This is a genomic window from Streptomyces sp. NPDC047072 (assembly GCF_040643855.1).
In the GTDB taxonomy this organism is placed as follows: domain Bacteria; phylum Actinomycetota; class Actinomycetes; order Streptomycetales; family Streptomycetaceae; genus Streptomyces.
Map to the genome: position 1 here is coordinate 1 of NZ_JBEYVC010000174.1, position 22218 is coordinate 22218.

General features: G+C 71.6%; 23 protein-coding genes and 1 tRNA gene. 14 read left to right on the plus strand and 10 right to left on the minus strand.

What is annotated here, in order from left to right:
- From ABZ896_RS42995 to ABZ896_RS43015, 5 genes are all read left to right on the plus strand, one after another.
- Nucleotides 1–1199, plus strand: a 1199-nt coding sequence (locus tag ABZ896_RS42995) for a (2Fe-2S)-binding protein (protein WP_360941384.1), incomplete at its 5' end; no start/stop codon positions are given.
- Complete coding sequence (locus tag ABZ896_RS43000) at nucleotides 1196–3505, plus strand: molybdopterin cofactor-binding domain-containing protein (protein WP_360941387.1); 2310 nt, start codon at nucleotides 1196–1198, stop codon at nucleotides 3503–3505. The genes ABZ896_RS42995 and ABZ896_RS43000, both read left to right, overlap by 4 nt.
- A gap of 10 nt (nucleotides 3506–3515) precedes the next feature.
- Nucleotides 3516–4046: an AAA family ATPase gene (locus tag ABZ896_RS43005; protein WP_360941390.1), complete on the plus strand. Its 531-nt coding sequence runs from the start codon at nucleotides 3516–3518 to the stop codon at nucleotides 4044–4046.
- A gap of 134 nt (nucleotides 4047–4180) precedes the next feature.
- Nucleotides 4181–5341: an SUKH-4 family immunity protein gene (locus ABZ896_RS43010; protein ID WP_360941393.1), complete on the plus strand. Its 1161-nt coding sequence runs from the start codon at nucleotides 4181–4183 to the stop codon at nucleotides 5339–5341.
- Between the two features lie 3 nt (nucleotides 5342–5344).
- A complete protein-coding gene (locus ABZ896_RS43015) occupies nucleotides 5345–5812 on the plus strand; it encodes a GNAT family N-acetyltransferase (protein WP_360941396.1) in 468 nt (155 codons plus the stop codon).
- Between the two features lie 44 nt (nucleotides 5813–5856).
- Here ABZ896_RS43015 and ABZ896_RS43020 read toward each other — a convergent pair.
- Nucleotides 5857–5931 (minus strand) — tRNA-Cys (locus tag ABZ896_RS43020).
- 202 nt (nucleotides 5932–6133) lie between these two features.
- Here ABZ896_RS43020 and ABZ896_RS43025 point away from each other — a divergent pair.
- The 5 genes from ABZ896_RS43025 to ABZ896_RS43045 all read left to right on the plus strand — a co-directional run bounded on the left by ABZ896_RS43025 (nucleotide 6134) and on the right by ABZ896_RS43045 (nucleotide 11315).
- On the plus strand, nucleotides 6134–7738 hold the full coding sequence (locus ABZ896_RS43025; protein ID WP_360941399.1) for an MFS transporter: 1605 nt from the start codon (nucleotides 6134–6136) through the stop codon (nucleotides 7736–7738).
- Nucleotides 7739–7893: 155 nt separating this feature from the next.
- The gene (locus tag ABZ896_RS43030) at nucleotides 7894–8094 is read left to right on the plus strand and encodes a hypothetical protein (protein ID WP_360941402.1); all 201 of its coding nucleotides are present in this window, start codon (nucleotides 7894–7896) and stop codon (nucleotides 8092–8094) included.
- Nucleotides 8091–8465: a type II toxin-antitoxin system death-on-curing family toxin gene (locus ABZ896_RS43035; RefSeq protein ID WP_360941405.1), complete on the plus strand. Its 375-nt coding sequence runs from the start codon at nucleotides 8091–8093 to the stop codon at nucleotides 8463–8465. The genes ABZ896_RS43030 and ABZ896_RS43035 overlap by 4 nt, the downstream gene beginning before the upstream one ends.
- Before the next feature lie 109 nt (nucleotides 8466–8574).
- Nucleotides 8575–10368: a DEAD/DEAH box helicase gene (locus ABZ896_RS43040; RefSeq protein WP_360941408.1), complete on the plus strand. Its 1794-nt coding sequence runs from the start codon at nucleotides 8575–8577 to the stop codon at nucleotides 10366–10368.
- Nucleotides 10369–10673: 305 nt separating this feature from the next.
- On the plus strand, nucleotides 10674–11315 hold the full coding sequence (locus tag ABZ896_RS43045; protein WP_360941411.1) for a helix-turn-helix domain-containing protein: 642 nt from the start codon (nucleotides 10674–10676) through the stop codon (nucleotides 11313–11315).
- Between the two features lie 273 nt (nucleotides 11316–11588).
- Here ABZ896_RS43045 and ABZ896_RS43050 read toward each other — a convergent pair whose 3' ends face one another.
- Nucleotides 11589–12056 (minus strand): MarR family transcriptional regulator, encoded by a 468-nt coding sequence (locus ABZ896_RS43050; protein WP_360941414.1) that lies wholly within the window; start codon nucleotides 12054–12056, stop codon nucleotides 11589–11591.
- A gap of 41 nt (nucleotides 12057–12097) precedes the next feature.
- On the opposite strand from ABZ896_RS43050, the gene ABZ896_RS43055 reads away from it, so the two are divergent.
- Together ABZ896_RS43055 and ABZ896_RS43060 are read left to right on the plus strand one after the other, a co-directional pair.
- Nucleotides 12098–13048, plus strand: a complete 951-nt coding sequence (locus ABZ896_RS43055) for an alpha/beta hydrolase (protein ID WP_360941417.1) — start codon at nucleotides 12098–12100, stop codon at nucleotides 13046–13048.
- Nucleotides 13049–13090: 42 nt separating this feature from the next.
- Nucleotides 13091–13882, plus strand: a complete 792-nt coding sequence (locus tag ABZ896_RS43060; RefSeq protein ID WP_360941420.1) for a S16 family serine protease — start codon at nucleotides 13091–13093, stop codon at nucleotides 13880–13882.
- Here ABZ896_RS43060 and ABZ896_RS43065 read toward each other — a convergent pair.
- The 7 genes from ABZ896_RS43065 to ABZ896_RS43095 form a co-directional block, all read right to left on the minus strand.
- Entirely contained in the window at nucleotides 13879–14064 is a 186-nt protein-coding gene (locus ABZ896_RS43065; protein WP_360941423.1) for a hypothetical protein, read from the minus strand. The genes ABZ896_RS43060 and ABZ896_RS43065 overlap by 4 nt on opposite strands.
- On the minus strand, nucleotides 14064–14657 hold the full coding sequence (locus tag ABZ896_RS43070) for a helix-turn-helix domain-containing protein (protein ID WP_360941426.1): 594 nt from the start codon (nucleotides 14655–14657) through the stop codon (nucleotides 14064–14066). Before ABZ896_RS43070 ends, ABZ896_RS43065 begins: the two co-directional genes overlap by 1 nt.
- A 69-nt stretch (nucleotides 14658–14726) precedes the next feature.
- Nucleotides 14727–15683: a glycine betaine ABC transporter substrate-binding protein gene (locus ABZ896_RS43075; protein ID WP_360941429.1), complete on the minus strand. Its 957-nt coding sequence runs from the start codon at nucleotides 15681–15683 to the stop codon at nucleotides 14727–14729.
- Complete coding sequence (locus ABZ896_RS43080) at nucleotides 15680–16474, minus strand: ABC transporter permease (RefSeq protein ID WP_360941432.1); 795 nt, start codon at nucleotides 16472–16474, stop codon at nucleotides 15680–15682. The genes ABZ896_RS43075 and ABZ896_RS43080 overlap by 4 nt, the downstream gene beginning before the upstream one ends.
- Complete coding sequence (locus ABZ896_RS43085; protein WP_360941435.1) at nucleotides 16471–17694, minus strand: betaine/proline/choline family ABC transporter ATP-binding protein; 1224 nt, start codon at nucleotides 17692–17694, stop codon at nucleotides 16471–16473. The genes ABZ896_RS43080 and ABZ896_RS43085 overlap by 4 nt, the downstream gene beginning before the upstream one ends.
- Nucleotides 17687–18334 (minus strand): ABC transporter permease, encoded by a 648-nt coding sequence (locus tag ABZ896_RS43090; protein WP_360941438.1) that lies wholly within the window; start codon nucleotides 18332–18334, stop codon nucleotides 17687–17689. The genes ABZ896_RS43085 and ABZ896_RS43090 overlap by 8 nt, the downstream gene beginning before the upstream one ends.
- Before the next feature lie 22 nt (nucleotides 18335–18356).
- Nucleotides 18357–18827, minus strand: coding sequence for an Lrp/AsnC family transcriptional regulator (locus ABZ896_RS43095; RefSeq protein ID WP_360941441.1), 471 nt, complete (start codon nucleotides 18825–18827; stop codon nucleotides 18357–18359).
- 127 nt (nucleotides 18828–18954) lie between these two features.
- On the opposite strand from ABZ896_RS43095, the gene hppD reads away from it, so the two are divergent.
- Nucleotides 18955–20100 (plus strand): 4-hydroxyphenylpyruvate dioxygenase, encoded by a 1146-nt coding sequence (gene hppD / locus ABZ896_RS43100; protein WP_360941444.1) that lies wholly within the window; start codon nucleotides 18955–18957, stop codon nucleotides 20098–20100.
- Nucleotides 20101–20128: 28 nt separating this feature from the next.
- On the plus strand, nucleotides 20129–21001 hold the full coding sequence (locus ABZ896_RS43105; protein WP_360941447.1) for a Teichoic acid biosynthesis protein C (Precursor): 873 nt from the start codon (nucleotides 20129–20131) through the stop codon (nucleotides 20999–21001).
- Nucleotides 21002–21008: 7 nt separating this feature from the next.
- Here the strand turns inward: ABZ896_RS43105 and ABZ896_RS43110 are convergent.
- The coding region (locus tag ABZ896_RS43110) for a tetratricopeptide repeat protein (RefSeq protein WP_360941450.1) at nucleotides 21009–22218 on the minus strand (1210 nt) is incomplete at its 5' end.

The following is a 22218-nucleotide window of genomic DNA, read 5'->3' on the forward strand; positions in this document are numbered from 1 at the left end:
GCGGCGGCCCGACTCCCACGCCGTCGGTGTCTTCCTCAACGGCGACGCGATCGCGGAACCGGACCCGCGCGGCCGCCGGGTGGGCGGCCGAGGAGCCGCACGCGCGCGTGCCGTCGGCCGCGTTCGACGGCGGCCACGCGGTGGCCGACGCGCCGGAGCGCCCCGGTCCGGGCCCGTCGGCTCACGACTCCGGGCAGCCCGACGGCGCCGCGCGAGCACAGGACACCTCCGGGTTCTTCGGGGGCCGCCCCTCCGCGGCCCCCTCACGGCCCGCTCCCGGCGCGGACGAGGCGTCGGTGGACTCCGAGGCCCTTGAGGCCGCCGAGGAGGCCCAGGGAGCCGTAGAGGCCGCCGAACGGGCCGCCGAGGCGGAGCGGGCCGCCGGGGCGCGCGCCGAGCTCACCGCGGACGGTGACGACGCGGAAGTCGGGGTCGAGGCGGCCGACGAGCAGGCCCCGGATGGGCGTGCTTCGGACGAGCGGGCTCTGGACGAGCAGGCTTTGGACGAGCAGGGCGCCGACTCCGACGAGAGCCCCGCGACCTCCGCGCTCCCCGGCGAGGAACACCCCCTCGCCTCCTACGTGTTGCGCGTCAACGGCGTCGACCGCCCCGTCACCGACGCCTGGATCGGCGAGTCGCTGCTCTATGTGCTGCGCGAGCGGCTCGGGCTCGCGGGCGCCAAGGACGGCTGCTCGCAGGGCGAGTGCGGTGCCTGCAACGTCCAGGTGGACGGACGGCTCGTCGCCTCCTGCCTGTCGCCCGCCGTGACCGCCGCCGGCAGCGAGGTCCGCACCGTCGAGGGCCTCGCCGAGGACGGCCACCCCTCCGACGTGCAGCGCGCCCTCGCCCGCTGCGGGGCCGTGCAGTGCGGCTTCTGCGTGCCCGGCATGGCGATGACCGTGCACGACCTGCTGGAGGGCAACCCCGCCCCGACCGAGCTGGAGACCCGCCAGGCGCTGTGCGGCAACCTCTGCCGCTGCTCCGGCTACCGGGGCGTCGTCGAGGCCGTCAAGGAGGTCGTCGCCGAGCGCGAGGCGCACGCCGCGGCCGACGCTGAGACGGACGGCGACGAGGCACGTATTCCGCACCAGGCGGGCCCCGGGGCCGGCGGCGTCAACCCGTCGGCGTTCGCGGCCCCGGGGTCCCAGGGCGCCCATGAGCAGGCGTACGGACAGGGACAGGACGGAGGCCAGGCGTGAGCAACGAAGCCGCCACCGCGACCACCGCCGCGGAGGCAGCCCCCGCCCCCGAGCCGATCCCGCACGGCCTCGGCGTCTCCCTCCCGGCCGCCGACGCGCGCGCCAAGACCGAGGGCACCTTCCCGTACGCGGCCGACCTGTGGGCCGAGGGCCTGCTGTGGGCCGCCGTCCTGCGCTCCCCGCACGCGCACGCGCGCATCGTGTCCATCGACACGTCCCACGCGCGCGAGATGCCCGGAGTCCGCGCGGTCGTCACCCACGAGGACGTGCCCGGGGTCGCGCTGCACGGCCGCGGCAAGGCCGACCGGCCGGTCTTCGCCTCCGAGGTCGTACGCCACCACGGCGAGCCCATCGCCGCCGTCGCCGCCGACCACCCCGACACCGCGCGGATGGCCGCCGCCGCCGTCATCGTCGAGTACGAGGTGCTCGACCCGGTCACCGACCCTGAACAGGCGTTCGAGGCCGAGCCCCTGCACCCCGACGGCAACCTGGTCCGGCACATCCCGCTCAAGCACGGCGACCCGGACGCGGCCGGCGAGATCGTCGTCGAGGGCCTCTACCGCATCGGCCGCCAGGACCCCGCGCCCATCGGCGCCGAGGCCGGCCTCGCCGTGCCCCGCCCGGACGGCGGTGTGGAGCTGTACCTGGCCTCCACCGACCCGCACACCGACCGCGACACCGCCGCCGCCTGCTACGGCCTGGAGCCCGAGCGCGTCAAGGTCGTCGTCACCGGCGTCCCCGGCGCCACCGCCGACCGCGAGGACCAGGGCTTCCAGCTCCCGCTCGGCCTGCTCGCGCTCAAGACGCAGTGCCCGGTGAAACTCACGGCCACGCGCGAGGAGTCCTTCCTGGGCCACGCGCACCGCCACCCGACCCTCCTGCGCTACCGCCACCACGCCGACGCCGAGGGCAGGCTCGTCAAGGTCGAGGCGCAGATCCTGCTCGACTCGGGCGCCTATGCCGACACCTCCTCGGAGGCGCTGGCCGCCGCCGTCGGCTTCGCCTGCGGGCCGTACGTCGTCCCGAACGCCTTCATCGAGGGCTGGGCCGTACGCACCAACAACCCGCCGTCGGGCCATGTGCGCGGCGAGGGCGCCATGCAGGTGTGCGCCGCCTACGAGGCGCAGATGGACAAGCTCGCCAAGAAGCTCGGCGTCGACCCGGCCGAGCTGCGGCTGAAGAACGTGCTCGCGACCGGGGACGTCCTGCCGACCGGCCAGACCGTGACCTGCCCGGCACCGGTCGCCGAACTGCTCCAGGCCGTACGGGACTACCCGCTCCCGGCGCTGCCCAAGGACACCCCCGAGGACGAGTGGCTGCTCCCGGGCGGCCCCGAGGGCGCGGGCGAACCGGGCGCGGTGCGCCGGGGCGTCGGCTACGGCCTCGGCATGGTGCACATGCTCGGCGCGGAGGGCGCGGACGAGGTCTCCACGGCGACCGTACGCGTCCAGGACGGCGTGGCGACCGTGCTCTGCGCGGCCGTCGAGACCGGCCAGGGCTTCACCACGCTGGCCCGGCAGATCGTCCAGGAGACCCTGGGCGTCGACGAGGTCCATGTGGCCCCCGTCGACACCGACCAGCCCCCGGCCGGACCGGGCTGCCGGGGCCGCCACACCTGGGTGTCCGGCGGCGCCGTCGAACGGGCCGCGAAGATGGTCCGTACGCAGCTCCTGCAGCCCCTGGCGCACAAGTTCGGCATGTCCACCGAGCTGCTCCAGATCACCGACGGCAAGATCACCTCGTACGACGGCGTCCTGTCGACGACCGTCACCGAGGCCATGGACGGCAAGGAGCTGTGGGCCACCGCGCAGTGCCGCCCGCACCCCACGGAGCCGCTGGGCGAGGACGGCCAGGGCGACGCCTTCGTGGGCATGGCCTTCTGCGCGATCCGCGCGGTCGTGGACGTCGACATCGAGCTGGGCTCGGTGCGGGTGGTCGAGCTGGCGCTCGCCCAGGACGTCGGCCGGATCCTCAACCCCGCCCAGCTGGAGGCCCGTATCGAGGCGGGCGTGACGCAGGGCGTGGGGATAGCGCTCACGGAGAACCTGCGCAGCGCGCGCGGGGTCATCCGCCACCCCGACCTCACGGGCTACGCGCTGCCGACGGCCCTGGACGCGCCGGACATCCACATCGTCAAGCTCGTCGAGGAGCGGGACGTGGTCGCGCCGTTCGGGGCGAAGGCGGCGAGCGCGGTGCCGGTGGTGACCTCACCGGCGGCGATCGCCTCCGCCGTACGGGCCGCGACGGGACGTCCGGTGAACCGGCTGCCGATCCGGCCGCAGGCGGCGGTCGTGACGGGGCCCTGAAGGCCCTTTGATGGAGGGTGTGGTCCTCCTCACCGGGGTCATGGCGGCCGGGAAGTCGACTGTCGCGCAGGCGCTGGCGGAGCGGTTGCCGAGGGCGGCGTATGTCCGCGGGGACGTGTTCCGCCGGATGATCGTGTCCGGGCGCGAGGAGTACGCGCCCGGCGCCGAGGGCGAGGCGCTGTCCCAACTCCGGCTGCGGTACCGCCTGTCGGCGGCCGCGGCGTACGCGTACGCGGAGGCCGGGTTCACGGCGGTCGTCCAGGACGTGGTGCTGGGGGAGGAGTTGCCGGCGTACGTCGGGCTGGTGCGGACCCGGCCGCTGTACGTCGTGGTCCTGGCACCGGACGCTTCGGCGGTCGCCGCCCGGGAGGCGGGCCGTTCGAAGACGGGGTACGGGTTGTCATGGACCGTGTCCGCGCTGGACGAGGCGCTGCGGACGGCGACCCCGCGCATCGGACTGTGGCTGGACACCTCCGGTCTGACCCCCGCGCAGACGGTGGAGGCGATTCTCGCGGGACGGGAACGCGCGAGGGTGCTCTGACGTCTCCTTGATGCGGGGGCGTTGTCAGTGGTGGCGCGTAGTGTTTCGAGCAGTGGGGAAGAGCGCCGCGGCCCGACGGGTCCCCGGCGTGCCGCCCCGCCACGGGGTCTGCGCGAGAAGCACACGGGGGAGCCATGAGGACGATCGATGCCGTCGCAGCGGCGATCACACTGACCGAGGACGAACTGCACCCGACGCTCACGCACGCGACCACGCGCCGCTGGCTGCGCGGCCCCGGACTGCCCGCCGACAGCGACCTGTTCACCTTCGAGGAGCTGCGCCGCGAGGGCCTGCGGACGGTGGCCGACTCGACCGGCGACCCGGAGGGACGGCTCAGCGACGAGCTGCGCGACCAGCTGGTGATAGGCGGCCTCACCGACCTGCGCGGCGCGGAGACGGAGTCGGTCCTGCTCGACGGCGCCACGGGCGAGGTCTCGACGACGTCCTTCCTGCACGACCGCCCCGACCTGATGGGCCGCACCCCGCTGGCCCCGTCCCTGCCGACCCTGGTCCGCTTCGCCACGGCCACCGACGAACTGACCGAGGTCCGCGGCCAGTTCGCCTCCTACGCCGGCCGCTTCGGCCCCACGGTCGTGGAGGAGGCGACGCGTCAGCTGCTCACGGTGTTCGAGGAGGGCATGGGCGGCGAGGTGCCGGCGTTCTGGAAGATCGCGGCCCTGATCCGCCCGCTGGCCCTGGTGGCGGGTCCCGGCACCGGGTCCGGCCTCGCGCTGGACCTCCCGCCGCGCCTCCTGGACCAGGAGTTCGGCCGGGGCAGCGTCGTGCGCTTCGAGGACATCGACTTCCCCGCGACGCTCACCCACGGCCCGACCCGCCGCTTCCTGAGCGAGACGGGCCTGCCCGAGGACGGCCACCTCTTCCAGACCGACCCGGACGCGCCGCTGCCGACGCTCGCGGAGATCTACGCCGACGACGAGAGCGCCGTGCTGCCGCCCCGCGCGGACCGGTTGATCGTCCTGGGCCACCTGGCGGGCTCGGACACCCTCCTGGTCGACGGCGAGACGGGCGCGGTCCTCAACTGGACCGAGCGCGACGCGACCCTCCACCCCCTGAACACGGACATCTCCACGCTCGCCTTCACCCTCTGGCTCCTGCACCGCGAACGCGCGATGGACGACTCCCTGGCGTGGGGCCCGGCCCCGCGCCACTACGCCCAGGTCGCCAAGACGATGATCCGGGCCCTCTCCACGATCGACCCCACAGGCACCACGACGGACGCGGACTGGCACTACTGGACCCAGCGGTTCCAGGACGAGGCGAACGGAGTGCTCTGACGGATGCAAGGCATCACGGTCCGCAAGGCCACCGACGAGGATCTGCCCGCGGTGGCGGCCCTGCGCTGGCGCTGGGGGACGGAGAACACCGACCGCCCGCCGGTGGTCGACCAGGAGGAGTTCGTACGCCATTTCCTGGCCTGGGCCAAGGAGCACGCCGCCTCTCACCTCTGCACGGTCCTGGTCCGGGACACGACGATCATCGGCATGACCTGGCTGGCGATCCTCCCCCGCGTCCCCAGCCCCCGCGCCGTGCACCGCACCTCGGCCGACCTCCAGTGCGTGTACGTGGTCCCGGAGGAACGCGACAGCGGTCTGGGCGGCCGCCTCATAGACGAAACGGTCTCAATGGCCCGCGCCCTGGGCGTGGAACGCGTGACGGTCCACAGCTCCCCCCGAGCGATACCGGCCTACCTCCGCCACGGCTTCGAGGCCTCCCCACGGCTCCTGCAATCCCCTGCGGGCGCATGACGAAAAGGGCGCCCCTCCCCAAGGAGAGACGCCCTGCCCAAACCTGGAGGCCGTGGCGGGAATCGAACCCACGTAACTCGCTTTGCAGGCGAGTCCCTAAACCACTCGGGCACACGGCCGTGTGTGTTGATGGGTTGACCGTAGGGGGCGGTGGGGGAGGGGCTCAAGGGTTCTTCGGGGGCTGCAATGTGACTGCCATACTGCGTTCATGAAACGGGGGTCGGGGCGGGTGATGGGGCGTTGGGCCTACGCCCAAGGTCGGAGAGTGTGGGCGGCTTTTGACAGGGGTCAAGCCGGGTTGTGGGGCTTACTCTGGCGGGCATGGCTGCTCTGGAACCCCGTGGCGTTGGTGTCGCCGATGACTCCGAGGTCTTGTCCGCCGGTGGCGTGGAGGAGGGGGTGCTGGGGCGGTCGTATCGCGCCCTGAGCGTGGGGATCGTGTCCGTCGTGCTGCTCATCGCCTTCGAGGCGACGGCTGTGGGGACGGCGATGCCGGTTGCCGCGCGGGAGCTGGACGGGATCGCGCTGTACGGGTTCGCGTTCTCCGGGTACTTCACCACCAGCCTGCTCGGGATGGTGCTCAGCGGGCAGTGGTCGGACCGGCGGGGGCCGCTCGGTGCGCTCACCACCGGGATCGCCTCCTTCGCGGCGGGGCTGCTGCTCGCCGGGACCGCGACGGGGATGTGGGTGTTCATCCTGGGGCGGGCCGTGCAGGGGTTCGGGGGCGGGCTGGTCATCGTCGCGCTGTACGTCGTCGTGGGGCGGGCCTATCCGGAGCGGCTCCGGCCGGCGATCATGGCGGCGTTCGCGGCGGGGTGGGTGGTGCCGTCGATCGTGGGGCCGCTGGCGTCCGGCGCGGTGACCGAACACCTCGGCTGGCGCTGGGTGTTCGTGGGGATACCGGTGCTGGTCGTCTTTCCGCTGGCGCTCGCGCTGCCGCAGATACGGAGGAGGGCAGGAGGGCCGGTCGGGGGCTCGGGCCACATCGCGTCCGACGGCTCGGACAGCTTCGACGGTTCCGGTGGCTCGGACAACCGCAAGGGGGCCGGCGGCTCTGACGGGACCGACGGCTCCGAGAAGTTTGGCGGTACCGAAGAGGCCGGCGGTTCCGACGACTTCACCCGTCCCACCTCCACCCCCACCCCCTCCTTCGACCGCCGCCGTATCCGGCTCGCCCTCGGTATCTCCCTCGGGGCCGCCCTTCTCCAGTACGCCGCCCAGGACCTCCGTCCGTTCTCCCTGCTCCCCGGCGTCATCGGGGCCGCGCTGCTCGTGCCGGCCGTGCTGGGGCTGTTGCCGCGGGGGACGTATCGGGCCGCGCGAGGGCTGCCCTCCGTCGTTCTGTTGCGCGGGGTCGCCGCGGGGTCGTTCATCGCGGCGGAGTCGTTCGTTCCGTTGATGCTGGTCACGCAGCGGGGGCTGTCGCCGACGCTCGCCGGGTTCTCGCTCGCGGCGGGCGGGGGGACGTGGGCGCTGGGGTCGTGGGTGCAGTCGCGGCCGCGGGTGGAGCCGTACCGGGAACGGCTGATGACGGTCGGGATGCTGCTGGTAGCCGGGGCGATCGTCGCCGCGCCGAGTGTGCTCATCGACTCCGTGCCGGTCTGGACCGTGGCCGTGGCCTGGGCGTTCGGGTGCTTCGGGATGGGCCTGGTGATCTCCTCCACGAGCGTGCTGCTGCTGAAGCTGTCCGCGCCCGAGGAGGCCGGCGCGAACTCCGCCGCGCTCCAGATCTCCGACGGCCTCTCCAACGCGCTCCTCCTCGCGGCGGGCGGCGCGGCCTTCGCCGCCCTCGGCGGCGGCACGGTGAGCCACACCGCCACGCACGCCTCCGGCGCCCATCCGGCGGCCTTCGCAGTGGTGTTCCTGCCGATGGCGGCGGTGGCCCTGGTCGGAGCATGGGTGACGACCCGGCTGCGGGAGCGGTGAGGGGGCACACAGGAAGCCGCTCGCAGGTAGAGCGGAGGCACACCGAGTCCCAGGCCCGGCGGTGAGCAGAGGCTGACCCACGTACCCGAACGGATCCGATCCCCCGCGCCGTAATCCCCTCGCCGGCCCTCCTGACACCCCCTACCCTCACCCCCATGCACCAGCTGACCCTCACCCTCCCGCCCGATCTCCGGCAGCAGCTCGACGACCTCGCCGATGCCACCGGTCGCAGCCCGGAGGACATCGCCCTGGACGCCGTACGACAGCATCTGGCGCGGGAGGCGGACGCGGTGCTGGGGACCGCAGGGCCGCTCGCCGACGCGCATGCCGATCTGCTGCGGAGGCTCGGCGAATGACCAGGTATCTCACCGTCGCGGAGGTCGAGCAGGTCGCCAGGATCGCCTTCGGCGGGCGGGCCCCCGAGGCGCGGGACGTCGGGCTGTTCGAGTCGGCCGTACGGCGGCCGCGGGCACGGATGTTCGGGGCGGAGGCATACGGCGATCTGTACGAGCAGGCCGCCGCGCTGCTGCACGCCCTCGCCACCAACCACCCCCTCGTCGACGGCAACAAGCGCACCGCCTGGCTGGCCGCCGTGACCTTCCTCGGGGTCAACGGGGTCGACCTCGGCGGGTGCGATCAGGAGAGCGCGTATGAGCTGGTCATCGATGTGGCGGCCGGGAGCGTGAGGGACATCGAGGTGATCGCGGGACGTCTGCGGCGGTTGTGACCTCGGTCCCACCCGGGGGCGACCCGGGCTTGTCCGCGCGTTGACGCGTCCCGCGCGCCGGTAAGGTGGCCCGGTTGTCATACGTAGCCGAGCGACCCTTGCGGAGACCGTGACTACCACCGCCGCCACCTCCTCCCACCACCTCTCTCCCGCCTTCCCCGGCCGGGCCCCCTGGGGTACCGCCAGCCGGCTGCGCGCCTGGCAGCAGGGGGCGATGGAGAAGTACGTCCAGGAGCAGCCGCGTGACTTCCTGGCCGTCGCGACCCCGGGGGCCGGTAAGACGACCTTCGCCCTCACGCTCGCGTCGTGGCTGCTGCACCACCACGTCGTGCAGCAGGTGACCGTCGTCGCGCCGACCGAGCACCTCAAAAAGCAGTGGGCCGAGGCGGCGGCGCGCATAGGGATCAAGCTGGATCCCGAGTACAGCGCGGGGCCGCTCGGCAAGGACTACCACGGGGTCGCCGTGACGTATGCCGGTGTCGGCGTACGGCCCATGCTGCACCGCAACCGCGTCGAGCAGCGCAAGACCCTCGTCATTCTCGATGAGATCCATCACGCGGGTGACAGCAAGTCCTGGGGCGAGGCCTGTCTGGAGGCCTTCGAGCCCGCCACCCGGCGGCTCGCGCTCACCGGTACGCCCTTCCGGTCCGACACCAACCCCATCCCCTTCGTCACGTACGAGGAGGACAACGCCGGGATTCGCAGGTCGGCCGCCGATTACACCTACGGCTACGGGAACGCCCTCGCCGACCATGTGGTGAGGCCGGTCATCTTCCTCTCCTACAGCGGCAACATGCGCTGGCGGACCAAGGCCGGTGACGAGATCGCCGCCCGGCTCGGTGAGCCCATGACCAAGGACGCGATCAGCCAGGCCTGGCGTACGGCGCTCGATCCGCGCGGTGAGTGGATGCCGAGCGTGCTGCGCGCCGCCGACCAGCGGCTGACGGAGGTCCGGAAGGCCATCCCGGACGCCGGTGCCCTCGTTATCGCCTCCGACCAGGACTCCGCCCGTGCCTACGCCAAGCTGATCCGCGAGATCACCGGCAACAAGGCGACCCTCGTGCTCTCCGACGAAGCCGCCGCGTCCAAGCGCATCGACGACTTCAGCGCGAGCAACGACCGGTGGATGGTCGCCGTACGCATGGTGTCGGAGGGCGTCGACGTCCCGCGGCTGGCCGTCGGTGTGTACGCCACCACCATCTCCACGCCCCTCTTCTTCGCCCAGGCCGTCGGGCGTTTCGTACGGTCGCGCAGGCGTGGCGAGACCGCTTCCGTCTTCCTCCCCACCGTCCCCGACCTGCTCACCTTCGCCAACGAGATGGAGGTGGAGCGGGACCACGCCCTCGACAAGCCGAAGAAGGAGGGCGAGGAGGACCCGTACGCCGAGTCCGAGAAGGAGATGGAGGAGGCGAACAAGCAGGAGGACGAGGACACCGGCGAGCAGGAGGAGTTCTCCTTCGAGGCGCTGGAGTCCGACGCGGTCTTCGACCGGGTGCTCTACGACGGTGCCGAGTTCGGTATGCAGGCGCACCCCGGGAGCGAGGAGGAGCAGGACTACCTCGGGATCCCGGGCCTCCTTGAGCCCGACCAGGTGCAGCTGCTGCTCCAGAAGCGGCAGGCCCGGCAGATCGCCCACAGCCGCAAGAAGCCGGACAGCGAGGCGGACCTCCTCGAACTGCCCGCGGAGCGGCGGCCCGTCGTCTCGCACAAGGAGATGATGGAGCTGCGCAAGCAGCTCAACACCATGGTCAGCGCGTACGTCCACCAGAGCGGCAAGCCGCACGGGGTGATCCACACCGAGCTGCGGCGGACGTGCGGGGGGCCGCCGAGCGCGGAGGCGACGGCGGGACAGCTGCGGCAGCGGATCGCCAAGGTGCAGGAGTGGGCGACCCGGATGAAGTGACCGGGTCCCCGACAGTCGTTCGACAGCCGACAACCCCATAAAACAGGCCAAAACGCGGTGGTCCGTACCGGTCAGTGCCCGGATTCTGGACTGAGACTTCCGCTCAGCGAACCCCCTTCGCTACTGTCCCGCTACGCACACGCCCCGTGGCAGCGCCGCCGCGGAGCGCAGCCGTGAAGCGACGCGGTCCGGTACAGGCCGGGCCGCCGGCCGATCGGCGGCCTCTGTTGCGCGTCGCCGACGGGACTCGGTGACGCACCGCCGCTCGGAGGACGCCGACCTCACCACTTGGAGGAGTGGGCGTCGTGACCGCGGAGACCTCTCAGACGCTCGACCGGGGACTGCGTGTCCTCAAGCTGCTGGCCGATACGGACCACGGGCTGACCGTCACCGAGCTTTCCAACAAACTGGGCGTGAACCGGACCGTGGTGTACCGGTTGCTCGCCACCCTCGAACAGCATGCTCTTGTACGACGTGACCTGGGCGGACGTGCCCGGGTGGGCCTCGGTGTGCTGAGGCTGGGGCGCCAGGTGCATCCGCTGGTGCGGGAAGCCGCGCTGCCGGCCCTGCGGTCGCTCGCCGAGGACATAGGGGCGACGGCCCATCTCACGCTGGTGGACGGGACGGAGGCGCTGGCCGTCGCCGTCGTCGAGCCGTCGTGGACGGACTACCACGTGGCGTACCGGGCCGGGTTCCGGCACCCGCTCGACCGGGGCGCCGCGGGCCGGGCGATTCTCGCGGCCCGCCGGCAGGGGCTCGGTGAGCCGGGCTACATGCTGACCCAGGGCGAGCTGGAGGCGGGCGCGAGCGGGGCGGCCGCGCCGCTGCTCGGGGTGACCGGGGTCGAGGGCAGCGTCGGCGTCGTGATGCTGGCCGACGCGGTACCGGAGCGGGTGGGACCGCGAGTGGTGGACGCGGCACGCGAGGTCGCGGAGGCGCTGCGCTGACGTGGGTCGGCCGACGGTTCACGGTGACGGGTGGGTGGTCGGCGGTTCGTGGCGAAGGGCGGGGGACGCGGGACGGAGGGCGGAGCGGTCGAGCGGGGGCACCAAACCCGCGGGAGTGAAGGCCGAGAGGCGCGAAGCCCGGGGGCGGCGAAGCCCCGGGGGAGCGCCCGCGGGAGTGAAGCCCGAGGGGACGGAAACTCCCTCCGTACGCCCCCCCGGACCGTGCACCCGTATACGCGCACGCGCACGCACCCGCACCCGCACACCCTCCGGTCATCCCGTCGGCATCCCCACCCCGTCCCTCTCCAGCGCGGCACGCAACAGCGCGAGAGCCTGGACGGCCGCTGACACCTCTGACGGGTCGAGTGCGCCCTCGACCAGTTCTGTCACGCGCTCCGTGAAGGTGTGTTCCGCCGCGTCGGTCAGCCGTGTGCCCTCCTCGGTCAGCGCCAGCAGGGACGAACGGCGGTCGGCCGGGTTCGGTCGGCGGGCCACCCACCCCTGCCGTTCCAGGCGGTCGATCCCCTTGCTGGTCGCCCCGATCCCGACCGCGAACTCGGTGGCGAGGTCGGCCACCCGGGACCCGGGATGCGCACGCAGGTAGTGCAGGAACTCGTACTGCGAGGTCACGATCCCGTGCCGCTCGCGCAGTCGGTCGTTCAGCGCGTTGTACAGCCGTGTCTCGCAGCGGACCAGGTCGGCGAAGAAGTCCCGGGGGCCGGACGTCGTTTTATATGCCACGGCATATACTGTACCGGCATCCACTTAAGGGAGGAACGACGATGAGCAGGGAACAGCGAGCCAAGATCGACGCGATGCTGCGCGCACCGCGGCCACAAAACCCCGACCCCGCGTCCGTCGAGGAGATCCGGTCGGGCTTCGCGGCGATGATGGCCACGATGATCGTCCCGGAAGGGATCCGCACCGCCCCGGCGACGCTCGGCCCCCGCCCCGCCCTGCTGGTCGAACCGGTCGACCGCCCGCGCGCCGGGACGATCCTGTACTTCCACGGCGGCTCCTTCGTCTTCGGCTCACCCGAGACCGCGCTGTCGCTGACCGGCAACCTGGTGACCGGCACCGGCTTCAGGGCCTACTCCCTGGACTACCGGCTGGCCCCCGAGCACCCGTTCCCGGCCGCGATCGAGGACGCGCTCGCCGCGTACCGCGCGCTGCTCGACGCCGGTGAGGACCCCGCGGCCATCGCGTTCGCCGGGGACTCCGCCGGGGGCGGCCTCACCGTCACGACCTGTCTCGCGGCCCGTGCGGCGGGACTGCCGTTGCCCGCGGCGATCGTGGCCTTCTCCCCGGGCCTCGACGGCACCCGGACCGGCGAGAGCATGGACACCAGGGCCGCGGCCGACCCGTTGCTGACGCGCGAGGGCCTGGAGCGCACGGGGGCGATGTACCTCGCGGGCCAGGACCCCCATCAGGAACTGATCAGCCCCGCTCTGCTCGCCGACCTGACCGGCTTCCCGCCGATGCTGCTCCAGGTCGGCACCAACGAGGTCCTCCTGGACGACTCCACGCGCCTGGCCGCGCGGGCGAGGGCGGCCGGGGTGGACGTCATCCTCGACGTCACCGCCGACGTCCCGCACGTCTTCCAGGCCTTCACCGGAGTCCTCGACGAGGCCGACCAGGCACTCGCCCGGGCGGCGTTCTTCCTGACCCAGCATGTGCGCGCTTCGGACACACCCGGCACGTCCGACAGCCGGCCGGGCCCATACCGGGGCTGACCGGCCCGTGGCCGGAAGTGGGCGTCGCGTTAGATTGATCCCGTGCTCTCTCGTCTCACGCGCCCCCGGGCCGTCGCCGTCTGTGCCGTCCCGGTCGTCGCACTGATCGCCACGGCCCTCTTCGCGCCGCTGCCGTTCGCGCTGGCGCAGCCCGGGATGACGGCGGACGTCCTCGGCAAGAACAAGGGCGCGGCGGTGATCACCGTCTCCGGCGCCGAGTCCCGCACGACGAGCGGGCAGTTGCGGATGACGACCATCGAGGCGACCGGGCCGGACACCCATGTCTCGCTCGGTGACGTCCTCGACAGCTGGTTCCGCACCGACCGGGCGGTCATGCCCCGCGACGCGGTCTACCCGAGCGGGCAGAGCGTCAAGGAGATCGAGGAGCACAACACCGAGCAGATGCAGGACTCCCAGGACGCGGCGACCCAGGCGGCGCTGAAGTACCTGGGGCTGAGCGCCGGCAAGGTCAAGGTCACGCTGAAGCTCGCGGACGTCGGCGGGCCGAGCGCGGGGCTGCTCTTCACCCTCGGGATCATCGACAAGCTGAACGGCGACGGGAACGGCGGGGATCTGACCGGCGGCCGCACGATCGCCGGGACCGGCACGATCGACGCGGACGGCACGGTCGGGGCGGTCGGAGGGGTCGCGCTCAAGACGCAGGCCGCGCGGCGGGACGGGGCGACGGTCTTCCTCGTCCCGAAGGCGGAGTGCGCCGACGCGAAGGCCGAACTCCCCAAGGGGCTGCGGCTGATCCCCGTGACCACGCTCAAGGGGGCGGTGGGGGCGCTGACTTCACTGGAGACGGGGAAGGGAACCGTTCCCGCTTGTTAGGCGGTCACGGGACGCGGGGTCGCGGCGAGCCGCAGCCCCAACTCGACGAGGGTCCAGCCGAGTCGGGTACGGATCTCGTACGGCCGCTTGGCCTGCGCGGCGAGCCGGCACGCGTCGGCTTCGGCGCGGAGGTCGGCGGCGCGGGCGTGGTGCAGGGCTAGGTGGGTCTCGGGGGCGTACATCAGGGCCTCTTCCTGTCCGACTTGATGGGGAACACGTGCGTGTGCAGGCGGACCTGCTCGGCTTCCGGGGTGTCCTCGGGGGGCTCGGCCGCGCGGTAGCTGTTGACCAACTCGTGCAACCTGCCGATGAGTTCGCGTGACTGCTCGGGGGTCAGACGCAGGGTCCAGTCGCTCAGGTCCGTCGCATCGTCGGTCCAGCTGGGGGACCACTGGTCGCGAGTGGACAGCCAGGTGGCCAGCTCGCGGTTGCGCTGGTTCACGAGCTCGTGCAGCAGCAGGTCGGCCGCGCCGCGCACCGCCGGATCCGGGCTCTGGAGCAGCTCCTTGTCCATTGCGACACCCTTGTCGACAGCCCGCCACCATCGCTCCCGTCCCTTGCCGTGCTCCGGGGCGTCCTCGATGAAGCCGTGCTCGGCGAGCTGGCGCAGGTGGTAGCTGGTCGAGCCACTCGACTCGCCCAGCCGCTCGGCGAGCATCGACGCGGTGGCGGGGCCCTGCCGACGCAGCGAGTTGAGCATTTCCAGCCGCAGGGGATGGGCGAGTCCGCGCAGGGACCGCGCGTCGAGTTTCCGTACGTCGAACCGTTCTGCCATGCGTACAAAGGTATCTATGCAAAGCTCTATTTGCAACGGGTTCTTTGTAAGTCGCGGAACCCCGACTCCCTACTTCACGAACCCCTCGTCCTTCATCCAGTCCAGCGCGACCTGATGCGGATCCTCCCCGGCGACGTCCACCTTCGCGTTCAGGGTCCGGGCCACCGTGTTCGTCAGCTTCTTCGTGACCGGGGCCAGGACCTCCGCGATGGCCGGCCACTTCTTCAGGGACTTGGAGTTGATCTCCGGGGCCACGTTGTAGTTGGGGAAGAACTTCCGGTCGTCCCGCATCACCGCGAGGTTCATGGACTTGATGCGCCCGTCGGTCGTGAAGACCTCCCCGTAGACGCAACTCCCCTTCGCCACCTGGGTGTAGATGATCCCGGTGTCCATCTGCGTGATGTTCCGCGCGGGCAGGCTCATGCCGTACGCCTTCTCCATGCCCGGCAGCCCGTCCGCCCGGTTGGCGAACTCGCTCTCCACGCACACCGACACTGCGCCGGGATCCTTCGCCGCGAGCGCGGCCACCTCGGAGAGCGTCCTCGTGCCGTACTTCTTGTAGTGGGCCTGGTTCATGGCCAGCGCGTACGTGTTGTTCAGCGCGGCCTTCGGCAGCCATGTCAGCCCGTTGCGCAGGTCCGCCTTCCGCACCGCCTCCCACTGCGCCTGCGGATCGGCGATCGGCTCGCTGTTGCCCTGGTACGTGATCCAGGCCGTGCCCGTGTACTCGTACATCCCGTCCGCGTCACCGGACTTGACCGCCTCCCGTGCCCCGATGGAGCCCTGGATCCCGGTGCGGTCGAGCACGTCCGCGCCCGCCGCCTCGAAGGCGATGCCCATGATCGCGCCGAGGATCAGCTGCTCGGTGAACTCCTTGGAGGTGACGGTGAGTTCGGCCCCGTCGAGTGGTTTCCCACGCCCGATCGTCCCCGGCTCCACGTCGTCGACCATCGGCGAACCGCTGGTCAGTCCGCACGCGGAGGCCAGCACCAGCACCCCGGCCGTCAGCAGACACCCGCGCTTCACGAGCCCGCCTCCAGTCCCCTTGGCCGCAGCAGGAGTTCGGCGAGGGAGGCCAGCCAGTCGACCAGCAGGGCCAAGGACACCGTGAGGATCGAGCCCAGCATCAGCACCGGCATCCGCTGGTTGGTGATCCCGGTGGTGATCAGCACACCGAGCCCGCCTCCGCCGCCGAAGGTCGCGAGCGTCGCCGTACCGACGTTGAGGACCAGGGCGGTGCGGACGCCCGCGAGGATCAGCGGGACGGCCAACGGCAGCTCCACCCGGGCCAGTACGCCCAGCGGGGACATGCCGATGCCGCGGGCCGCCTCCAGGAGTGTCGGGTCGTTCGCCCTGAGACCCGCCATCGTGTTGGAGAGGACCGGGAGGACGGCGTAGAGGACGATGCCGATCAGGGCCGCCTTCATGCCGGTGCCGAGCCAGATCACCAGGAGGGCCAACAGGCCGATCGCCGGGGTCGCCTGTCCCGTGTTGGCGATCGCCATGGCCACGGGGGTCGCCTTCCGGAAGGCCTTCCGGGTCAGCAGGACGCCCAGCGGGATCGCGGTGACCAGCACGAAGAACGTCGAGTACACCGTCAGCTTCACGTGCTGCCAAAGCGCCTTGGACACCTGCCCGTTGGAGAGCGCGTTCTCCGAGATCGAGTCCAGGTCGGCCTGCCGGAACCACAGCCAGGTCGCCAGCAGCACCGCGATCAGGAAGACGGGCAGGAAGGTCAGCTGCTGCCAGGTGACACGCGGCTTCGCGGTCGTCGGCCGCTCCGGTGCGGGGACTTCCAGCTCGGGAGTCGTGGTCACGCCCCCTCCTGCTCCGCGTGCGTCCGGGCCGCCCGGGTCTCCTCCAGCTCGTGCTGGTGCTCCACCGCCTCCAGCCGGTCGGCCTCCAGCAGCTCGTGCACGGAGTTCATCAGCGTCTCCATGTCGACGACCCCCGTGTACTCCCCGCGCCGCCCGGTCACCGCGACCCGGCCCGCGTTGTCCGTCAGCACCGCCTCCAGCGCGTCCCGCAGGGTCGCGTCCCGGGTCACCGTGTCGTTGACCAGCGTCCCGGCCCGCGCCAGCGAGCCCTTGGCGCGCATCAGGTCGCCGCGCCGCAGCCACTTGTAGGGGCGGCCGCGCTTGTCGAGCAGCAGGATCTCGTTGGTGCCGCTGTCCCGGAGCTTGTTGAAGATCTGCTGGAGCGGGTCGTCGATGGTGACCGTCGGATAGTCGGTGATCTCCACGTCCCGCACCCGGGTCAGGTTGAGCCGCTTCAGCGCCGCCCCCGCCCCCACGAACCCGGAGACGAAGTCGTCCGCCGGGTTGGTCAGGATCGCCTCGGGGGTGTCGAACTGCGCGATGTGCGAGCGCTCCCGCAGCACCGCGATCCGGTCGCCCAGCTTGATCGCCTCGTCGAAGTCGTGCGTGACGAAGACGATCGTCTTGTGCAACTCGTGCTGGAGCCGGATGAGTTCGTCCTGGAGATGGTCGCGGGTGATCGGGTCGACCGCGCCGAACGGCTCGTCCATCAGCAGGACGGGCGGATCGGCGGCCAACGCCCGGGCCACGCCCACGCGTTGCTGCTGGCCGCCGGAGAGCTGGCGGGGATAGCGGCCGTGGAACTCGCCCGGGTCGAGGCCGACGAGGTCGAGCAGCTCCTCCACCCGGTCGCGGATCCGTCCCTTGCCCCAGCCGATCATCTTCGGTACCAGCGCGATGTTCTGAGCGACCGTCATATGCGGGAAGAGACCGGCCGACTGGATCGCGTACCCCACCTTGCGGCGCAGTTTGACCGGGTCGATGTCGGTGACGTCCTCGCCGCCGATGCGGATCCGGCCGCCCGTCGGCTCGATCAGCCGGTTGATCATCTTGAGGGTCGTGGACTTACCGCAGCCGGACGGCCCGACGAAGATGACGATCTCGCCCGCCTTGATCTCCATGGTCACGCCGTCGACGGCGGGGTGCGGATTGCCGGGGTACCGCTTGGTCAGGTTCTCCAGCTCGATGGACGCACCGGAGGCGCCGGAGGCGTCAGACACGGATCCCCCTCGGAATCGTCAGCCGTCCGATCAGGACGTACGCGGCGTCGAACAGCAGGGCGAGGACGACGATCCCGAGCGTGCCCGCGAGCACCTGGTTGAGCGCGTTCTTGCTGCCCAGGGAGGCGATCCCGCGGAAGATCTCGTTGCCGAGGCCGGGCCCGGAGGCGTAGGCGGCGATCGCCGCGATGCCCATCAGCATCTGCGTGGAGACCCGGATCCCGGTCAGGATCGGCGGCCAGGCCAGCGGCAGCTCGACCCGCACCAGCCGCATGACCCGGGACATCCCGATGCCCTTGGCCGCGTCCACCAGCGAGGGGTCGACCCCGCGCAGGCCCACGATCGCGTTCCGCACGATCGGCAGCAGTCCGTACAGCGTCAGCGCGATCACCGTGGGCGGCACGCCCAGGCCCACGACCGGGACGAGCAGACCGATCATGGCGAGCGAGGGGATGGTCAGGATCGTCGAGGTGGCCGTGGTGGCAAGGTTGCCCGCCCACTCGCTGCGGTAGGTGACGACCGCGATCAGGACCCCGATCGCCGTCGCCACGACCATGCACTGGAAGACGGCGCTGGCGTGCTGGTAGGCGTCGGCGAGCAGCTGCTCGTGGCGGTTGCCGAGGTACTCCCAGAAGGTCACACCGGCTCACCCCACAGATCGGTCACTCGCTCGCACTGGCCTGTTCCACCAACGGGATGATCCGCAGCGGGACCGGGTTCTCCATCACGATCGCGGTGGCGGCCCGGACGATCCCATCGAAACCGACAACGCGGTCGATCACACGTTGGAGATCGGCGTTGGAGCGGGCCACCAGCCGGCACAGCATGTCCCCGCTGCCGGTCGTGGTGTGCAGCTCCAGGACCTCCGGCACGGTCGCCAAGTGCGCCCGTACGTCCGGCCCTTGGCCCTGCCGGATCTGCAGCGTGGCGAACGCGGTCACCGGGTAGCCGAGCGCCGCCGGATCGACCTCGGGACCGAATCCGCGGATGACTCCGTTCGACTGAAGCCGGTCCAGCCGCGCCTGCACGGTCCCGCGGGCCACCCCCAGTCGCCGGGACATCTCCAGCACCCCGATCCGCGGCTCCCGCGCGAGGAGCACGATGATCCGTCCGTCCAGCTCGTCGATCCCCACACCGGCCTCCCGAAGCGATGGTCATCCTGTACAGAAAGGCCGCCGATACGGCCGTAGCGCTGAACAGATTGTCCAGCGATTACGGCAACTATTGCGCACCTTGCCGCAGGAGGACCAGGCTGCCGCTATGACGCAGACCACACACCACACTCCCGACACCGCCCGGCAGGCCGACCCCTTCCCGGTCAAGGGAATGGACGCGGTCGTCTTCGCCGTGGGCAACGCCAAGCAGGCCGCCCACTACTACTCGACCGCCTTCGGCATGACGCTGGCCGCCTACTCCGGACCGGAGAACGGCAGCCGCGAGACCGCGTCGTACGTGCTCACCAACGGCTCGGCGCGGTTCGTGTTCACCTCCGTCATCAAGGCCGTGAGCTCCTGGGGCCACTTCCTCGCCCGGCATGTCGCCGAGCACGGCGACGGCGTGGTCGACCTCGCGATCGAGGTCCCGGACGCCCGCCGCGCCTACGCCTACGCGCTGGAGCACGGCGCGCGAAGCGTCACCGAGCCGTACGAGACGAAGGACGAGCACGGCACGGTCGTCCTCGCCGCGATCGCCACCTACGGCGAGACCCGGCACACCCTGGTCGAGCGCACCGGCTACGACGGCCCCTATCTGCCCGGCTTCGCCGCGGCCGCCCCGATCGTCGCGCCGCCCGCCCACCGCACCTTCCAGGCCATCGACCACTGCGTCGGCAACGTCGAACTCGGCCGGATGAACGAGTGGGTCGGCTTCTACAACAAGGTCATGGGCTTCACGAACATGAAGGAGTTCGTGGGCGACGACATCGCCACCGAGTACAGCGCGCTGATGTCGAAGGTCGTCGCCGACGGCACGCTCAAGGTGAAGTTCCCGATCAACGAGCCCGCGATCGCCAGGAAGAAGTCGCAGATCGACGAGTACCTGGAGTTCTACGGCGGTGCGGGCGTCCAGCACATCGCGCTCAACACCAACGACATCGTGCGGACCGTAAGGACCATGCGGGCGGCGGGAGTTCAGTTCCTCGACACCCCCGACTCCTACTACGACACCCTCGGCGAGTGGGTCGGCGACACCCGCGTCCCGCTCGACACCCTGCGGGAGTTGAAGATCCTCGCCGACCGCGACGAGGACGGCTACCTCCTCCAGATCTTCACCAAGCCGGTCCAGGACAAGCCGACCGTCTTCTTCGAACTCATCGAGCGCCACGGCTCGATGGGCTTCGGCAAGGGCAACTTCAAGGCACTGTTCGAGGCCATCGAGAGGGAGCAGGAGCGGAGGGGTAACCTCTAGCTCCCTTCGGATGAACTCGGGGAGAACCGTGGCCACGCCCTTCGACCTGTCGGCACCGGCCGTTCGCTGGTTGTGGAAGAAAGGCCCGCTGGGCGTGCCCACGGTCCACCAGTCGTTCGCCTTCGACGAGGTGCACCAGCACCTCTACGTCCTTCAAGTCACCCCGCACGGCGGTGAGAAGGGCGATCTGTGCCTGAGCCGGCTGACCTACGAGGGCAAGCTCCTCGGCCACATGATGCTGCGCGGCTTCGGGCACGGCGTGAGCATGGGCGTGCAGAACGCCGACGACGGCACCGTCCGGATCTGGACCGAGACCGACGCCAGGGGCGGCTACGGCACGGGCGTCACCCACTTCGGGTTCAAGGCCGGGACCACCCTCACCGTCAAGGACGTCACCGTCCTCAAGCCGATACCCGGCTCCACCAGCAATCAGCCGTCCGTGTGCATGACGTCGAAGCGCATAGCCGTCCGCCACCGCATGGACGGCGAGCCCCGCTACCGCGTCTGGGACCTCGACACCTTCCTCGCGGGGAACTACGGCGACCACCTCACCGACTGCGCCATGCCCGCCCCGCACCCCGACCCCGAGGTCCCCTTCCAGGGCTACGCCCTCCACGGCGACCACGTCTACCAACTCGCCGGCTCCGCCTACGACGACATCGACAACCCGCCGGCCAAGCGCGGCAACGCCTATCTGTCCTGCGTCGACATCCACACCGGCAAGCTGGTCCAACGGATGCGCACCCAGGCCGGGTTCTCCCTCGACTACCGCGAACCCGAGGGCGTGGCCGTGCGCGGCGGCGCCAAGCCCTGGCTGTGCATGGGACTGGCCTCCGGCGCGGTGGGCTCGCGCCGGATCTCCGTCTACTACAAGCCGCTGGCCGCGAAGAAGAAGTCGTAGGCCGGGATCAGCGCCTGCCGTCCTTCCACGGCACGTCCGTCACCGACGGCTCACCCAGCTCCGCGAGTGCCCGCCGGGCCTCCCGCACCCGCAGCGGCGAGAAGTACGGGTTGATCCGCAGCGCCTCCTCCAGATGCCGACGCGCGGAGGCGTCCCGCCCCAACTCCCGCTCGATCATGCCCCGATGGAAGGCGTACGGCGCGCTGCGCACCCCGCCCCCCTTCGTGCTGTCGGTCGCGATCCGGGCGTACCGCAGCGCCTCCTCGTCGGCCCCCGCCCGGTGCAGCGCCCAGCCCAGCGCGTCGGCCACCGCGATCCCCGGCTGCCGCCGCCACTCGGCCCGCAACAGCCGTACGGCGAGAGCCGGTTGCCCGTGGTCTGCCTCGAACTGCCCGAGCAGCAGCGCCTCGTCGGCCCCGCCGGCCGCGGCCCGCTGGACCCGCTCGCGCAGTAGGTCGTACTGCACGTGGGCCGCCTGGCCGAGCCCCAGCGACTCGTACAACTCACCCAGCTCCAGGGCGTATTGGGGCAGCGGCTGCCGGGCCAGGGCCGCCCGGTAGGCCCGTAGCGCCTCCGTCGTCCGGCCCAGCGCGGCCAGTGTCCGTCCCTGACCGGCCTGCGCGGCCCGCTGGTCGGGGTCGGTCCTGAGCGCCTCCTGGAAGTGCCGCAGCGCCTCCTCCAGATCACCCCGCTCAAAGGCCAGTTGCCCCAGCCGCTCCAGGCAGTCGGCCCGCTCGGCCGGTGCCGAGGCGCTCGCCGCCGCGTCGGAGAGCTGGGCCGCCGCGTCCTCGCGCCAGCCGCGGTCCCGGTAGACGGCCGCCGCCCGCGCCTTCACCGCCGGGCCGGAGCGCAGTTCCAGGAGCCGGTCCAGGGCGGCCCCGGCCGCCTTGTAGTCACCGAGCCCGGTGTACGCGTCGATCAGCGCCGGATACGTCGACCACCGCTTCGGCGCCCGCTTCCGCGCGGCCTCGCCCCAGCCCTTGGCGGCCCGGAAGTCCCGGCGGGCGTTGGCGAGCACGGCCAGCCCGTCGAGCGCCCGCACATCGTTCCTCCGCACCTTGAGCGCCGTACGCAACGCTGTGTCGGCCTTCGGATAGAACGCGGTGTCCGCCGTCCGCCGCCCCTGCTCCACGTACGCCGTCCCGAGCACCGCCCACGACCCGGCGTCCCCGGGATGCCTGCGCAGATGCGCCTCGCGCTCGCCGATCAGCGCCGCC

Bases quoted from the DNA above. Each gene is read 5' to 3' on its own strand.
- ABZ896_RS43005 (WP_360941390.1), top strand. From the start codon at position 3,516: ATGGAGGGTGTGGTCCTCCTCACCGGGGTCATGGCGGCCGGGAAGTCG.
- ABZ896_RS43010 (WP_360941393.1), top strand. From the start codon at position 4,181: ATGAGGACGATCGATGCCGTCGCAGCGGCGATCACACTGACCGAGGAC.
- ABZ896_RS43015 (WP_360941396.1), top strand. From the start codon at position 5,345: ATGCAAGGCATCACGGTCCGCAAGGCCACCGACGAGGATCTGCCCGCG.
- ABZ896_RS43025 (WP_360941399.1), top strand. From the start codon at position 6,134: ATGGCTGCTCTGGAACCCCGTGGCGTTGGTGTCGCCGATGACTCCGAG.
- ABZ896_RS43030 (WP_360941402.1), top strand. From the start codon at position 7,894: ATGCACCAGCTGACCCTCACCCTCCCGCCCGATCTCCGGCAGCAGCTC.
- ABZ896_RS43035 (WP_360941405.1), top strand. From the start codon at position 8,091: ATGACCAGGTATCTCACCGTCGCGGAGGTCGAGCAGGTCGCCAGGATC.
- ABZ896_RS43055 (WP_360941417.1), top strand. From the start codon at position 12,098: ATGAGCAGGGAACAGCGAGCCAAGATCGACGCGATGCTGCGCGCACCG.
- ABZ896_RS43065 (WP_360941423.1), bottom strand. From the start codon at position 14,064: ATGTACGCCCCCGAGACCCACCTAGCCCTGCACCACGCCCGCGCCGCC.
- ABZ896_RS43070 (WP_360941426.1), bottom strand. From the start codon at position 14,657: ATGGCAGAACGGTTCGACGTACGGAAACTCGACGCGCGGTCCCTGCGC.
- hppD (WP_360941444.1), top strand. From the start codon at position 18,955: ATGACGCAGACCACACACCACACTCCCGACACCGCCCGGCAGGCCGAC.